Raw genomic sequence first — 13,944 nt, 5'->3', positions numbered from 1 at the left:
CTGACTTGCCAGACCAACGATTGAGCGATCCGCGTTTATTCTGCGCGACGGCAGAAAACCTGCCGGAATCCATGACAGTCTGAGCATCCGGCGCCTGCTGTTGGGACCTTTGCTCTTATATCGGTTGGACAAGGGCTGTTCACGGCAGCTTGTACCTTTGTGGCAGACTACCGGGATCGCTTGCCGAAAGCGGCCAATACCGTCATTTTCCTGCTATTCTACGCAAAAGAGGTGGTCATGCCGGGCGATTGGGCGATCTATGGCCGAGCCATTCACGCGCCGGATGGGATCGAGGCGCTAGTCTCGGCTCTGATTTGCGTCGGCACAGACGGTATGATCTTGAGTGTCGAGACTGCCGTGGCGGCGGATGACCCCCGTCTGGCCAGGCTGCGTGCGGGCGGAAGTCTGGTCGAGCTCACGCCGGATGACATCCTCATTCCTGGGCTGATCGACCTTCACATCCATGCGCCGCAATTCCCGCAACTGGGCACCGCCCTTGACGTGCCGCTGGAAGACTGGCTGCAGCGCTACACCTTTCCGCTCGAAAGCCGTTACGAGGACTTGGCTTTTGCTGAGGATGTTTATGCCTGTCTGGTCGAGACGCTGCTGGCGCATGGCACGACGACGGCCGTTTATTTCGCGACCATCCATTTGCCCGCGACGAAACGTCTGGCCGAGATTTGCCTAGACAAAGGACAGCGCGCCTTGGTCGGCCGCGTCGGCATGGATCATCCGGAACAATGCCCGGACTTCTATCGTGACGCGTCCGCTGAGATTGCCATCGCCGAAACGCGGGCGCTGATCGGCCATATCCGTGACCTGCCAGGGAATGAGGCGGCATTGGTGCGGCCCATGATCACGCCCCGCTTCGTGCCGGCCTGCACCGATGCGTTGCTGGAAGGGTTGGGGGCACTGGCGGCCGAGACCCGGTGCACCGTGCAGACCCATTGCTCGGAGAGTGACTGGGAACATGGCCATGTTCTGGACCGCTGCGGTGTCACGGATACTGCGGTGCTGGACCGCGCCGGCCTGCTGCGGCGCGGCAGCGTGCTGGCGCATGCGAATTTCATCACGGAGCCTGACGCCGCGCTGATCCGCGCGCGGGGCGCGGCGGTCGCGCATTGCCCGCTCTCCAATATCTACTTCGCCGGCGCGGTCTTCCCCTTGCGGGAGATGCTGGACCAGGGGCTGCATATCGGCCTTGGGTCCGATATCGCGGGCGGCCCCAGCGCGTCGCTGTTCGAGGCCGCGCGGCAGGCGGTCGCTGTCTCCCGCTTGCTGGAAAGCGGGACCGATTCGCGCAAGTCAGCGGCAGCGCGCGGCAAGCCCGGTGCGCGCATCGATTTTCGAACCGCCTTCCGGATGGCGACGGCCGGCGGCGGCGAATCGCTCGATCTGCCCATCGGTCTGTTCCGCCCCGGCTATGCTTTCGATGCCGTTTTGCTGCGGTCGGGGTTGCCGGACGGCAATCTGCGCTTCGCCGAGGCTGAAAGCGCGGCAGGGATCCTGGAAAAAATCGTCATGCTGGCCGGGCGCGGCGATGTCGCGCAGGTTTGGGTCGCGGGCAGGCTCGTCAAATCGCGCTGATTATGGTCATAGGCGAGGGGCCATGCCTCTGGCACGGGGCAGGTAATCGTGGCATGAAATTTGCGTGATTTGGCAGTGCGTTTGGCTGCCTGGATAGGAAACAACTTGGCTTTTGAGGCAATCCCCATCATCGATTTCGCGCCCATGCTGGGCGAGGATGTGGCGGCGAAGCGCGCGCTTGCTGCGGAACTGCGCGCTGCCTGCACGGAAATCGGCTTCTTCTATATCAAGAACCACGGCGTCGCTCAGGCGCTGATCGACCAGACCTTCGCCGAATGCCCGCGCTTCTTTGGTCTGCCCTTGGACGAGAAGATGCGCATCCATGTGCGCCACTCGGTCAATAACAGCGGCTATACCCCGTTGTTGGAGGAGAATACGGACCCGACAGCCAAGGGCGACCTGCATGAGGCATTCGATATTGCCCATGAGCGGCCGGAGAGCGACCCGGACCGCGCGGGTCAACCGAAGCATTTCGGTCCCAACCAATGGCCCGCAGGCTTGCCCGGTTTTCGCGCGCAGGTGGACGCCTATTACGCGGCGATGCACGTCCTCGGTCAGCGGTTGTTTGCAGCCTTCGCTCTCGCACTCGATCTGCCGGAAGACTATTTCACGCCGCTCGCCAATAAGCCGACCGCGATCATGCGATTGCTGTCCTATCCCAGCCAGGACGGCCCGGTGGACCCCAAGCAGATCGGCATCGGCGCGCATTCCGACTACGAATGCTTCACCATCCTTTGCCAGGAAACGGTGCCGGCTTTGCAGGTGCGCAATACCGACGGAAAATGGATCGACGCGCCGCCCATCCGCGGCACTTTCGTCATCAATATCGGTGACCAGATGGCGCGTTGGACGAATGACCTGTTCGCCTCCACCCTGCATCGGGCCATGAATACCTCGGGCCGGGCGCGCTATTCCATTCCCTGTTTCGTGGGTTCGAACTTCGATACGAAAATCGAGGCGCTGCCCGGCACCGTCACGGCAGATCGCCCAGCGAAATACCCGCCCGTTCTGGCCGGCGATTACGTCCAGGGTCGACTGGACGCGACCTATGCCTATCGTCAGGAAGGAACCGAGCCGGTTGGCTGAGCATCGCTCGACCTTCCGTCACCCGCTTGTTAAATCATAATTGCCTTAATCCTAGGAGGATCTCCGTGAAACGGCTTTCCCTGCTTGCTTCGGTCTGCGGCCTTTTCGGCGCCATCGGTTTCGCCTCCCATGCTCAGGCACAGGTGAAGCTCAGCGGTCCGCCCAAGATTGCTTTCATCTATCTCGGCGCCATCAGCGACGGCGGCTGGACCGGCGCGCAGAACCGCGCGCGCCTGGTTCTGCAGAAGGAATTCGGCGTCAAGATTCCCTATGTCGAAAACATCCCCGAGCAGACCGAGAAGGTTGAGCAGACGGTCGAGTTGTTCGTGAACCGTGGCTTCAACGTCATCATCGGCGGCACCTATGGTTACGGCGATGCCTTCGCGGCTGAAGCGAAGCTCCACCCCAATGTGGCCTTCGTGAACATGGCCGGCGTGACGACCGCACCGAACCTGGAAAGCCCTTACCCGAAAACCTATCAGGGCTGGTATCTGGCCGGCTACGCGGCAGGCTCGGTCACCAAGTCCAAGGTCATCGGCATGATCGAAGGCTTCCCCATCCCGACCGTGCTTTGGGATATCAACGCTTTCGCGACCGGCGCCCGCGCCGCCAACCCCGGCACCGTCGCCAAGGTCGCCTTTGTCAATTCCTGGGATGATCCGGTGAAGGAAGGCCAGCTTTCCAATGCCATGATCGAGCAGGGCGCGGATGTCATTGCAACCGACATGGATAGCCCGGCGGCCATCGTGCAGTCCGAGAAGGCCGGCAAGTTCTCCATCGGCTATGAGAATGACATGTCGGCCGCCGCCCCCAAGACGATCATGACCTCGGTCGTCTTCCATTGGGACAAGATGCTGGTGCCGATGGTCAAGGCGCTGAAGGCCGGCACCTGGACCAGCGCCGGCGCCAGCCTTTACGGCATCGATTCCGGCATGGTGGATATCACCGAGCCTGTCGGTCACGTGACGCCCGACGTGCAGACCAAAATCGACGCGCTGAAGGCCGAGATGGTCGCCGGCAAGTTCGATCCCTTCACCGGCCCGCTGAAGGCGCAGGACGGTTCGGTCAAAGTCGAAGCCGGCAAGGTCATGACTATCGACCAGCTCTTCGGGATGAACTACCTCTTCGATAACGTTCAAGGCTCGATCAAGTAGGCATGACACTCGCGACCACTGACCGCGCGGATAAGGAAGCGGAGCCCGTCTTGCCCGCGTCTCGCGGCGCGGTCGCTGTTCGCATGCAGGCCGTGCGTAAGGCCTTCGGAGACCGCATCGCGCTTGACGGTGCGGATCTCTCGGTCGCCTGGGGGGAGGTTCACGCGCTCCTCGGGGAAAACGGCGCCGGCAAATCCAGCCTCATGAACATTCTCGCCGGTTTCTACGGTGCGGATGACGGGTTGATCGAGGTGGACGGCGCACCGGCTGCCTTCGCCGAGCCGAAGGCGGCCTCGGCCGCCGGCATCGGCATGATCCACCAGCATTTTAAACTCGTGGGTCCGCTGACGGTCCTGGAGAATCTGCGTCTCGCTTGCGGTCGGAAGGCCGGCTGGACCTCGAACGAGGCCGCCCTCTCGGCCAGTCAGGCCATGGCCCAGGATCTGGGCTTCGTGATCCCCATGGATGTGCGGGTCGATCAGCTCTCGGTCTCCGAGCAGCAGAAGGTCGAAATCCTGAAAGTGCTGCTGGGTGGGGCGCGCATCCTGATCATGGACGAGCCGACGGCGGTTCTGGCCGAAAGCGAGGCCGCCGGCATGCTGGAGCTTGCGCGCCGGCTCGCCGATGACGGGCGCGCGGTCATTCTGATCACCCATAAGCTGCGTGACGTCAGTGCGACGGCCGACCGTGTCACCGTCATGCGCGCCGGCAAAACCGTCATCGACGGCGCACCCGCGCGCGGGCTGTCAGCGGCGGAACTCGCCCGCGCCATGGTCGGCGGTGAAACCGCGGTCGTCCGCCGGGGCAATGCCAGCTTCTCCGCGCAGGTCGTGTTGGAGCTGAAGGGCGTCGGCACGCCAGCGGCCGAGCATGACGTGCCGCTGCGCGACCTCAACCTGCGCCTGCATAAGGGTGAAATCCTCGGCGTCGCCGGATTGGGCGGCAATGGCCAGTCCGAATTGCTGGAAACCATCATCGGTCTGCGCGCGCCCACGCATGGCGACATCATCATGCATGGTGAGACCGCGCCGGTGCAGCCGGCCGACCGGCGAGAGGCCGGGCTGCGCTTCGTGCCCGCCGACCGTTTTCATCTCGGCCTGTTCGGCTCCCTGTCGCTGGCCGAAAACCTGGCCGTGCCGGCATTGTCCGGCCGCAGGCCCGAGAAACGCTATTGGGTGACGAAGGGCTGGATGCGCGGCAGGGCCGAAGGCTCCATCCGCGATTACGAGATCGCGGGCGGTGTCGCCGATACCCAGGCGCGGCTGCTCTCGGGCGGCAATGCCCAGAAGCTGATTCTGGCGCGTGAGTTCGAGGGGGATTTTTCCATCCTCATCGTCCATTCGCCCGTGCGCGGGCTGGACGTGCGGGCGGCGGCCGCCGTGCAGAACCGCCTGCTGGCGGCGGCCGCGCGCGGCGTCGGCGTGCTGATGATTTCCGAGGACCTGGACGAAGTGCTGGCCTTGTCCAGCCGCGTCGCGGTCCTCTCTCACGGCCGGCTGTCAGACGCCATGCCGATCGAGCAGACCGACCGCGCCGAGCTTGGCCGGTTGATCCTGGAAGGTCACTGAGTGTCCGTGATGCCCTATCGCCTTGTTTTGTCGCCGCGCCTGGCCGTGCCGCGCTGGCTGACGGCCGCGACCCTGATCGGCGGCATCGTCTTCGGGCTGTTCTGTTGCGCGATCTTTCTGATCGCCTTCGGCGTGCCGGCCAGCGATCTAGGGAACGAGTTTGTTCTCTATGTCTTCGGCAATAGCGCTGGGCTTGACCAGACATTGACCCGGGCGATTTCGCTGACCCTCGTTTCCATGTCCGTTGCCCTTTGTCTGCGCATCCGCTTCTGGAATATCGGCGTCGAAGGTCAGCTCTGGATGGGCGCGCTGGCGGCCACCGCCGTCAGCATCTATCAGATCGGCCCCTGGTTCCTGCGCATGCCGCTGATGATCGTCGCGGCCATGGTGGGCGGCGCCTTGTGGTGCGGGCTCGCGGCTGTCGCCAAGGTGCGGCTGCGCGCGGATGAGGTGATCACCACGCTGTTGCTGAACTATGTCGCCTATCTGCTCGCGCAGGATCTGCTGTACGGCCATTGGCGCAACCAGGCTGACCAGTTCCCGACGACGCCGATCTTTCCGAAATTCGAGCAACTGCCGAATTTCGGCGGCTGGCATTTGCACTACGGCGTGTTTATCGCGCTCGTCGTCGTCGTCTTCTGCTGGTGGCTATGCCGCTACAGCCGGTTCGGCCTGCTGTCCAAGGCAGTCGCGGAGAACCGCACCGCGTCGCGCGCGCTGGGCATTCCGGTGGCCCGTATCACGCTCACGACGGCCTGCCTGGCCGGCGCCGTCTCGGGCCTGGCCGGGTTCAGCATCATCTCCGGCGAGGAGCACAAGCTCACGCAATTCGTCGGCAATGACTTCATTTTCCCCTCCATCGCCATCGCCTATCTGGGCCGCGCCAATCCGATCGGTGTCTTGATCGCCGCACTCGCCGTCGCGGGCCTCTATACGGCAGGGGATTCGCTGAAAGCCTTCTACCAGCTGCCCGATACGGTGGTGGTGACGATGGAGGCTTTCCTGCTCATGACCGTCGCGGCCTTTGACGTTTTCGTCCGCTACCGTATTTCCATTCTGCGCCAGCGACCGAAAGCGCCCGTTGCGGTACCTGTCGAAGGACAGAAAGCATGAACGGCTTTCTGGGCGATTGGATCGGCGCCATTCCTGTCTTCGCCGCGCCCTATCTGCTGGCGACGACGGGCCTGATCATCAACGAACGGGCCGGCGTGATGAATCTGGGCGCCGAGGGCATCATGTCCATGGGCGCGGTCGCGGCCGTCATCGCCATGCTGTCCGGCCTTGGCCTGCCGGCGGCGATCCTGCTCGGCTGCGTCGCGGCTGTCGGCATGACGCTGCTGTTTGCATTGCTGGCGGTGGTGCTGCGGCTGGAACAGGTTCTGTCCGGCCTGGTCATCTTCGCCTTCGGCGTGGGGCTGAGCGGCGTCATTGGCGACAGTTTCGCCAATCAGCCGATCAAGGCGCTGGGGCCGGTCTTCCCTTCGGCCTTCGCGGGCATGCCACGCTGGCTGGCGCATCTGCTCGATCAGGATCCGCTGACCTATTTCGCCTTCATCCTGCCCTTCATCGTCTGGTGGGTGATGGAACGGACCGAGCTTGGCCTGCGCTTGCGGTCGGTGGGGGAAAATGCCCCAGCGGCCGACGCGGCGGGCGTGAATGTCATGGCCATGCGCATAGGCGCGGTGCTGGTCGGCGGCATCGTGCTCGGCCTCGCGGGCGCCCATCTCAGCCTTGTCGGCAGCCAGGTCTGGGTGACGGGCATGGTCAGTGGCCGTGGCTGGATCGCCGTCGCTTTGGTGACCTTCTCACGCTGGAATACCTTGCGCGCCATCGGGGCGGCGGTGCTGTTCGGCGCCGTGCAGGCGGTTATTCCGCTGCTGCTGTCGAGCGGACTGCATGTGCCGATCTATCTGATCCAGATGATGCCCTATCTGGCGACAATCGCGGTGCTGGCGGCTTCCGGCATGGGCCGGCTGCGGGCCAGCGCCCAGCCGGAAGATCTGGCGCGGCCCTTCCTGCGCGAGGAACGGCGATAATCAGCGCGGGCGGCTGCGCCTCTCGGGCGCTGCCGCATCGGCCGAGCCGCTATAGTAGCTCTGCTTGGCGTCATACATGGCCTGGTCCGCGATGCGGATCGCCTGTTCCAGGCGCATGCCCTCCCGCGCGGTCGCGCAGCCCATCGCGGCCCGCAGCGGCGTGCTGTAGAACTGGTTATTGATCGCGAAGAGTTCCTCGATCTGCATCATCAAAGTATGGGCCGCGGCCTCATCCGCCTTTGGCATCAGGATTGCGAATTCGTCGCCGCCGATGCGGCAGGCGAAGCTGGGTTCGGCCACCGCCTTGTTCAGCACTTCGCCCGCGCGGCGCAGTAAGGCGTCCCCGGCCTGATGGCCCCAGTCGTCATTGACCTCCTTCAAGCCGTTGAGGTCGATCATGATGATGGAGATGGGATATTGGCCCCGACGCTCCAGCCGGTTGATCTCCTCGACATGGAAGGACCGGTTGTAGAGCTTCGTCAGTTCATCATGCTTGCCGAGGAATTCCAGATAGGCCTCGGCCTTCTTGCGTGCCGTGATATCGGTCAGCGCGATCAGCACCATGGCCCAATCATCCTCATGTCCGGGCATGACGGAGAATTGCAGGTGGAGATAGATCTCCTCGCCGGTCAGGCTGTAATTGATCACCTCAAGCTGATGAAACAGATGGCCGTCCCAAAGATGCTTCAGCTGCTCGGCAAAAGGCCGCTCCATCCTGTCCCGGAAGATGTCACGCGTGCTTTCCAGCAAAGTCTGCCGATCCGGCGCGCGGAACAGGCGCAGCGTATAGTCATTGACGTCGATGACCCGAATTTCGCTGATGCAGCGATGAATGAATTCGTTGTGGACATCGAGGAAGACGGGAAAGTCGACGATGCCGCGCTGCCGTACTTCGGTCAGAAGTCGGCGAATGGCGCTGAAATCCTCGACCCAGAGTGAGACCGGGGAGAATTCAAAAAGCCCGCGCGCATAGCGCTCACTTGTCAGAAGCTGGCGGCGCGCCTGTTCGCGCTCGGTGATATCCTGCACGGCGACCAGAACGCGCCCAAGGCTTCGTTCGTAGCCGGGCAGGACGGTGCCCTTGATCTCCACATCCAGCCGCCGGCCGGACAGCGTGTAGTTCACGGTCCGGCTGGAAAACGCGGTTTGGCCGTTCCAGAGGGCGACAAGCTCCGTCGCATGAACGGCGAGGGAATCGACGCCGAAGACGCGATCCAGATTACCGACCAGATCGTCCAGCCCCTGGGCCTCGAACAGATCCAGCGTGCACTTGTTGACCTTGATGACATGCAGCCGCGCCGCGCAGGCGCTGATACGCGCGGCGTCTTCCGCGAAATAATCGGCCAGCGAGGTCACGCCCTGGACGCGCAGCGCCTCGAAATGGGCCCTCAGATCGCTATAATCTTCAAGCCAAAGAGAGACCGGCGCGAGATCGAAGGCGTCCGTGTCGAAGGCGGTGATAAGATCAGCCACCAAAGTCTCGCCCTGCTTATCTTGGACTTGGTCAACCATGGCGCCGTTTCATTGCAGTGAAAAATGATGGGAATGATAGCATCGCCGATGGGACTAGGCCAACAGCAGGGTAAAGCCATCGCCCATCACTTTGTGACCGCAAAGACCTCCCGACTGATCGGCAGGCTGGGAATCTGGTTTAATCTCTGATTCAGCGCATTATCCGCGGGGCTAAGAGCAGATCCGCGGCGCATAGCTGGCGGGGTTCACATGCGCGGGCCTGCCGGGCAAGGACAGCACAGCTTCGCGCGGCGGCGTGCGCGCGATCACGCGGCCGGCGCGAATAACCGCCAGCCGCGTCGCGCGCAGCCGGATCGCTTCCACAGGATTGGCCGCCTGCAGCAGTACCATATCGGCCTTGCAGCCGGGTGCGATGCCGTAGCCTTCCAGACCCATGGTCTTGCCGGAATGCGTCGTCACCGCCTCGAAACAGGTCGCCATGGCATCTTGAGAGGTCATCTGTGCGACATGGACCGCCATATGGGCCACCTCCAGCATGTCGCCTGATCCCAGCGAATACCATGGGTCCAAGGCGCAATCCTGGCCGAGCGAGACGTTCACCCCGGCGGCCAGCAGTTCCGGCACCCGCGTCATGCCACGGCGCTTGGGATAGGTATCGTGCCGGCCTTGCAGGGTGATGTTGATCAGCGGATTGGCGATGACGTTCATGCCGGATTCCGCGATCAGCGCGATGAGTTTGGAGGCGTAGTAATTGTCCATCGAATGCATCGATGTGGTGTGGGATGCGGTGACACGGTCGCCCAGCCCGTAGCGCACCGTCTCGGCCGCCATGGTCTCGACATGGCGGGACAGCGGGTCGTCGCTTTCGTCGCAATGAATGTCGACGCGCAGACCACGGTCAGCCGCGATGCGGAACAGCGCTTCCACCGATTGCCGTCCGGCCTCCATCGTCCGCTCGAAATGCGGAATGCCACCGACGATCTCGATGCCACGGTCAAGCGCTTCGTTCAGCAGAGCGACGGCGCGGGGCGCGCGGTAATAACCGTCCTGCGGGAAAGCGACGAGTTGCAGGTCGATATAGGGTTTCACACGCTCCCGCACGTCCAGCAGCGCATCGACGGCGATGAGCGAGTCACTGATATCGATATGGCTGCGAATGGCGAGCAGCCCTTGTGCCACGGCCAGGTCGCAATAGCGCATTGCGCGCTCCACCAGTGCCTCATGCGTCAGTAGCGGCTTCAACTCGCCCCAGAGGGCGATGCCTTCCAGCAATGTGCCGGACCGGTTGATGCGCGGGATGCCGAGCGACAGCGTCGCATCCATATGGAAATGCGGATCGATGAAAGGCGCCGAGACCAGCTGGCCGCCAGCCTCGATCACCTCGGCAGCCTCGGCCGTGATAGCGCGCTCGACCGCGACAATGCGTCCGTCGCGCATTGCGATGTCCTGGCTCGTGCGGCCGTCGGGCAGGGTGGCGCCGCGAATGAGAAGGTCGAGGGTCAAGCGTCAGTTTCCGGTCTTGAGATGATCGTAGGTGGCCGTCAGTCGTTCGCGCAGATAATCCGCGCAGATAATGGCGGGATAGCGCGCTGCCTCCCCCGGCGCCAGACAGGTCGGCAGCGTTTCGACCAAGGCATCGGGATTGGCGTCCGCGAAGAAGGCGACCGAATAGCGCTCGGCCTTCGGCCGCAGGACGCGATGCGGGGTCGAGACATAGACGTCGTTCGTCCAGCGCATCAGGCAGTCGCCGATATTGCAGACGAAGGCGCCGTCGATATGCGGGGCATCCAGCCAGACGCCGTCACGGCGTTGCACCTGCAAGCCCGCAACGCCGTCGGTCGCGAGGATGGTGACATTGCCGTAATCGGTATGCTGGCCGGCGCCGATTTCAGCCCCTTCGCTGGCCTCGCCCGCCGGGTAATGCAGCAGGCGCAAGGTCGCGATCGGCCGATCCATCTTATCGGCGAAGAAATCCTCGGCGATCCCAAGGTCAAGCGCGAAACCGCGATGAATGGTCAATTGCAAGGTCATGCAGGCGTCGTAATAGGCCAGAACCTGATCGCGCCAGCCGGGAATGTCGGGCCAGAGATTGACGCCGCGAAAGGGTTTGCCGGCGAGAACGTCAGGGTCATCGGGCGGCAGTTCGAAACCGATATTGAAGGCCTCCTTCTGGTCGGGGCTTGCCTTGGCATCCAGCCGCTCGCCCGCGACACCGACATAGCCACGATTATGCGCCGAGCGTTTGATGGACAGCTGTTCTTTCGTTTCCGGTGGCTGTGCGAACAAGGTTCGGGATGCATCGAAAATGCCGCGCGCGACCTTGTCCGGGATGCCGTGGTTCTTCACGTAGAAGAAGCCGACGTTCCGGCAGGCAGCACCCAGCGCCGCCGCCGCCGCACGGCGTTCCTCCAGGTCCGAAGAGCGCAGACCGGCAAGGTCGATGATCGGGATGTCGGTCATGGGGCGTTCCGTGGGGCGTCGGGATAAGAGATCTTACCTATCAAACAGCGTCGGCAGGTTCGGTCAATTCCAGCAGGACGCGGGTCACGGCGATAAGCTGTTCCAACTGTGCCGGCGTTATCGTGACATCAAGCTTGCCATGAGCAGCCTGATTTCTTCTCCGCCCTAAATCTCGGAGCAGATCCGCCTCATCCGGCGTTACGGCACCGCTGAATGCCAGCGTTTCCAGCATTCGGGACGGTGATTGCGGCCGCTCAAAATCATCAGGCATAAGCCGCCGAGCCGCAGCTTCGAAAGCGGACCAGCCCGTCAGCAACGCGGCAACAGCCCCACCTTGATCGAGAAGAGACGGCAAGCGGCGTAGAGTGGCGAAGATTGCCTCTTTCGGTTCCGGTGCAAGATCAGGATCGGAAGAGGAGGGAGGTGCGTAGAGAATCTGAAACTCCCAATCGCGCTGGGAAGCGAAGATTGCTTGTATTTTCTGTAACGCTGGACGATTAGGCCTATCGCCGCCACCCGCCGTGACTTCGATCGCAATCTTTCGTCCCGGTTTCAAGGCAATGGCGTCGGGCCGGTAGCCCGCCATGAAAGGGGGCAGAAGTTGAGCGCCCGGTTGAAGGAAGACCTCGAAACCTTCAGCCTCCAGACCGGGAATGACGGCTTGCAGGACCGCGCGCTCCCGCTGTCTTGGCGATTTGGTCATCAGCTTAGTTCCTCTGACGGATCGTCGGAAAGCCTCACGTAAAGCAGCGGTTTCGGCGCCTTGATCGCCTGTTCGAGGATAGGCGAGGCTTCCCTGAACGCGAAGGTTTTTTCCGGGTCGAATCTCTGTATCAAAATCCGCTCCACCTGTCTGTCATCCAGGTAGATGTGCTGAGAGAAAGCATCGAGGACCGGTTTGACGATATTATCGATATCACCCTGCATATCCTCCAGGGGGAAATAGAACAGCGTGACCGAAATACGGCCAGCGCTGCAGAAATGCCCCTCAGGGAGGGCGCTCATGCTGGCCCTGCGGATTTTGGCTTTCCACGCATCCTTCGCGGCGCTGCGCTTCGTCTGCAAAGACACCGGCGTCCCGTCAACAACAAACTCCAAGGGGAAAGCAATTTCCACGGTCATCGTCAGGCCTGGATCCAGTTCTGCCCTTTGCTGGTGGCACAAAACCGCAGGAAAAGAAAATTCAATTCGATAGCAGATCAAACAACCCCCTTCGCGATCAGCAGCGCGATCGCTGCCTCATCCAGGCCGAGCTTTTCCGCCAGAACGGCTTTCGTGTGCTGGCCCAATGTCGGCGGGGCGCTGCGGTATTCCGGCGGGGTTTCGGACATGCGGATGGGATTGGCGACCAGCGCCACATCCACGCCCGCCGCATGGGGCAGGGTGACGCGCGTGCCGCGGCTGATCACCTGCGGGTCCTCGAAAACCTCGGCCAAAGTATTGATAGGCCCGCAAGGCACGCCGGCGGCCTCAAGCGCGGAAATCCAATCCTTGGTCGTGCGGGTTATCGAAACAGCCGTGAAAGCCGCCACGAAGGCGGCACGATTTTCCACCCGCGCGCGATTGGTGGAAAATTCCGGCTTCAGCGCCCAGTCCGGATGCCCGGCGACGATCGCGAGCTTGGCGAATTGCCCGTCATTGCCGACCGCCAGGATCATGGCGCCGTCCAGGGTCGGGAAATCCTGATAGGGCACGATATTCGGATGCGCATTGCCCATGCGCTGCGGGCTGCGGCCGGTGGTGAGGTAGTTCATCGTCTGGTTGGCAAGGCTCGCCACCTGCACATCCAGCAAGGCCAGATCGATATATTGCCCGCAACCGGAAATATCCCGGTGGAGAAGGGCGGCCAGGATGGCGTTGGACGCATAAAGCCCGGTCATCACATCCGTCAGCGCCACGCCCACCTTCTGCGGCCCGGCGCCGGGCTCCCCCTCGCGCCGTCCGGTAATGCTCATCAACCCGCCCATGCCCTGGATAAGAAAGTCATAGCCCGCGCGCTCGGCATAAGGACCGGTCTGGCCGAAGCCGGTGATGGAACAATAGACGAGGCCGGAGTTGATCGCGGCGAGGCTCTCATAATCGAGCCCGTATTGGGCGAGGCCGCCGACCTTGAAATTCTCCAGAACCACGTCCGACTGGCGGGCGAGGTCGCGCACCAAAGCCTGCCCCTCGGGCTTGGTGAAATCGACGGTGACCGATTGCTTGTTGCGATTGGCGCAGAGGAAATAGGCGGCGTCGCGCGTATCCTGGCCCTCGGAATCCTGCAAAAACGGAGGTCCCCAGGCGCGGGTATCGTCGCCGCTGCCCGGCCGCTCGATCTTAATGATCTCGGCGCCCAGATCGCCCAGCAACTGGCTGGCCCAGGGGCCGGCCAGCACGCGGGACAGATCAAGCACCCGAATATGAGACAGCGCACCGGCCATTCCTGACTCCAATCCCAGACCCGCCTGCCGATCAGGCGCAGGTGACTGGATAGCACGGGCCGCCGTTGATCAAGACAGTCGTTGATCACGAGGGGCGTTGCCCAGGAATGGGGCGCATGCTCTGTGGCCGTCAGACGCTTGCGATGGATCGAGGAAC

General features: G+C 62.8%; 12 protein-coding genes. 6 read left to right on the top strand and 6 right to left on the bottom strand.

The window, feature by feature from the left end:
- Positions 1 to 159 precede the first annotated feature (159 nt).
- From guaD to ACELLULO517_RS06730, 6 genes are all read left to right on the top strand, one after another.
- Positions 160 to 1,587 (top strand): guanine deaminase, encoded by a 1,428-nt coding sequence (guaD, locus tag ACELLULO517_RS06755; RefSeq protein ID WP_227306538.1) that lies wholly within the window; start codon positions 160 to 162, stop codon positions 1,585 to 1,587.
- 105 nt (positions 1,588 to 1,692) lie between these two features.
- Complete coding sequence (locus ACELLULO517_RS06750) at positions 1,693 to 2,673, top strand: isopenicillin N synthase family dioxygenase (protein ID WP_227306537.1); 981 nt, start codon at positions 1,693 to 1,695, stop codon at positions 2,671 to 2,673.
- A 65-nt stretch (positions 2,674 to 2,738) separates the two neighbouring features.
- Positions 2,739 to 3,827 carry a BMP family ABC transporter substrate-binding protein gene (locus tag ACELLULO517_RS06745; RefSeq protein WP_227306536.1) on the top strand — a complete coding sequence of 363 codons (1,089 nt, stop codon included), beginning with the start codon at positions 2,739 to 2,741 and terminating at the stop codon, positions 3,825 to 3,827.
- A 2-nt stretch (positions 3,828 to 3,829) separates the two neighbouring features.
- Entirely contained in the window at positions 3,830 to 5,395 is a 1,566-nt protein-coding gene (locus ACELLULO517_RS06740; protein WP_227306535.1) for an ABC transporter ATP-binding protein, read from the top strand.
- A gap of 9 nt (positions 5,396 to 5,404) precedes the next feature.
- Positions 5,405 to 6,508: an ABC transporter permease gene (locus ACELLULO517_RS06735; protein WP_227306534.1), complete on the top strand. Its 1,104-nt coding sequence runs from the start codon at positions 5,405 to 5,407 to the stop codon at positions 6,506 to 6,508.
- Positions 6,505 to 7,431 (top strand): ABC transporter permease, encoded by a 927-nt coding sequence (locus ACELLULO517_RS06730; RefSeq protein WP_227306533.1) that lies wholly within the window; start codon positions 6,505 to 6,507, stop codon positions 7,429 to 7,431. The genes ACELLULO517_RS06735 and ACELLULO517_RS06730 overlap by 4 nt, the downstream gene beginning before the upstream one ends.
- Here the strand turns inward: ACELLULO517_RS06730 and ACELLULO517_RS06725 are convergent, their stop codons facing one another.
- The 6 genes from ACELLULO517_RS06725 to ACELLULO517_RS06700 form a co-directional block, all read right to left on the bottom strand.
- Positions 7,432 to 8,943 (bottom strand): sensor domain-containing diguanylate cyclase, encoded by a 1,512-nt coding sequence (locus ACELLULO517_RS06725; RefSeq protein WP_227306532.1) that lies wholly within the window; start codon positions 8,941 to 8,943, stop codon positions 7,432 to 7,434. It abuts the gene before it with no gap.
- Between the two features lie 171 nt (positions 8,944 to 9,114).
- Positions 9,115 to 10,407, bottom strand: coding sequence for an amidohydrolase family protein (locus tag ACELLULO517_RS06720; protein ID WP_227306531.1), 1,293 nt, complete (start codon positions 10,405 to 10,407; stop codon positions 9,115 to 9,117).
- A gap of 3 nt (positions 10,408 to 10,410) precedes the next feature.
- Complete coding sequence (locus ACELLULO517_RS06715; RefSeq protein ID WP_227306530.1) at positions 10,411 to 11,364, bottom strand: isopenicillin N synthase family dioxygenase; 954 nt, start codon at positions 11,362 to 11,364, stop codon at positions 10,411 to 10,413.
- A gap of 40 nt (positions 11,365 to 11,404) precedes the next feature.
- On the bottom strand, positions 11,405 to 12,067 hold the full coding sequence (locus tag ACELLULO517_RS06710) for a hypothetical protein (RefSeq protein ID WP_227306529.1): 663 nt from the start codon (positions 12,065 to 12,067) through the stop codon (positions 11,405 to 11,407).
- Positions 12,067 to 12,486, bottom strand: coding sequence for a RusA family crossover junction endodeoxyribonuclease (locus ACELLULO517_RS06705; RefSeq protein WP_227306528.1), 420 nt, complete (start codon positions 12,484 to 12,486; stop codon positions 12,067 to 12,069). Before ACELLULO517_RS06705 ends, ACELLULO517_RS06710 begins: the two co-directional genes overlap by 1 nt.
- Before the next feature lie 77 nt (positions 12,487 to 12,563).
- Positions 12,564 to 13,787, bottom strand: a complete 1,224-nt coding sequence (locus ACELLULO517_RS06700; RefSeq protein WP_227306527.1) for a CaiB/BaiF CoA transferase family protein — start codon at positions 13,785 to 13,787, stop codon at positions 12,564 to 12,566.
- Between the last annotated feature and the right edge of the window lie 157 nt (positions 13,788 to 13,944).

The sequence above is a fragment of the Acidisoma cellulosilyticum genome, assembly GCF_020621385.1.
In the GTDB taxonomy this organism is placed as follows: Bacteria; Pseudomonadota; Alphaproteobacteria; order Acetobacterales; family Acetobacteraceae; genus Acidisoma; species Acidisoma cellulosilyticum.
The sequence above is the reverse complement of the archived record's forward strand: the minus strand, read 5'-3'. Positions and strand labels throughout refer to the sequence as shown.

Excerpts from the sequence above, each read along its gene's own strand:
- ACELLULO517_RS06740 (WP_227306535.1), top strand. The coding sequence starts at position 3,830 with ATGACACTCGCGACCACTGACCGCGCGGATAAGGAAGCGGAGCCCGTC.
- ACELLULO517_RS06735 (WP_227306534.1), top strand. The coding sequence starts at position 5,405 with ATGCCCTATCGCCTTGTTTTGTCGCCGCGCCTGGCCGTGCCGCGCTGG.
- ACELLULO517_RS06730 (WP_227306533.1), top strand. The coding sequence starts at position 6,505 with ATGAACGGCTTTCTGGGCGATTGGATCGGCGCCATTCCTGTCTTCGCC.
- ACELLULO517_RS06725 (WP_227306532.1), bottom strand. The coding sequence starts at position 8,943 with ATGGTTGACCAAGTCCAAGATAAGCAGGGCGAGACTTTGGTGGCTGAT.
- ACELLULO517_RS06715 (WP_227306530.1), bottom strand. The coding sequence starts at position 11,364 with ATGACCGACATCCCGATCATCGACCTTGCCGGTCTGCGCTCTTCGGAC.
- ACELLULO517_RS06710 (WP_227306529.1), bottom strand. The coding sequence starts at position 12,067 with ATGACCAAATCGCCAAGACAGCGGGAGCGCGCGGTCCTGCAAGCCGTC.
- ACELLULO517_RS06705 (WP_227306528.1), bottom strand. The coding sequence starts at position 12,486 with ATGACCGTGGAAATTGCTTTCCCCTTGGAGTTTGTTGTTGACGGGACG.
- ACELLULO517_RS06700 (WP_227306527.1), bottom strand. The coding sequence starts at position 13,787 with ATGGCCGGTGCGCTGTCTCATATTCGGGTGCTTGATCTGTCCCGCGTG.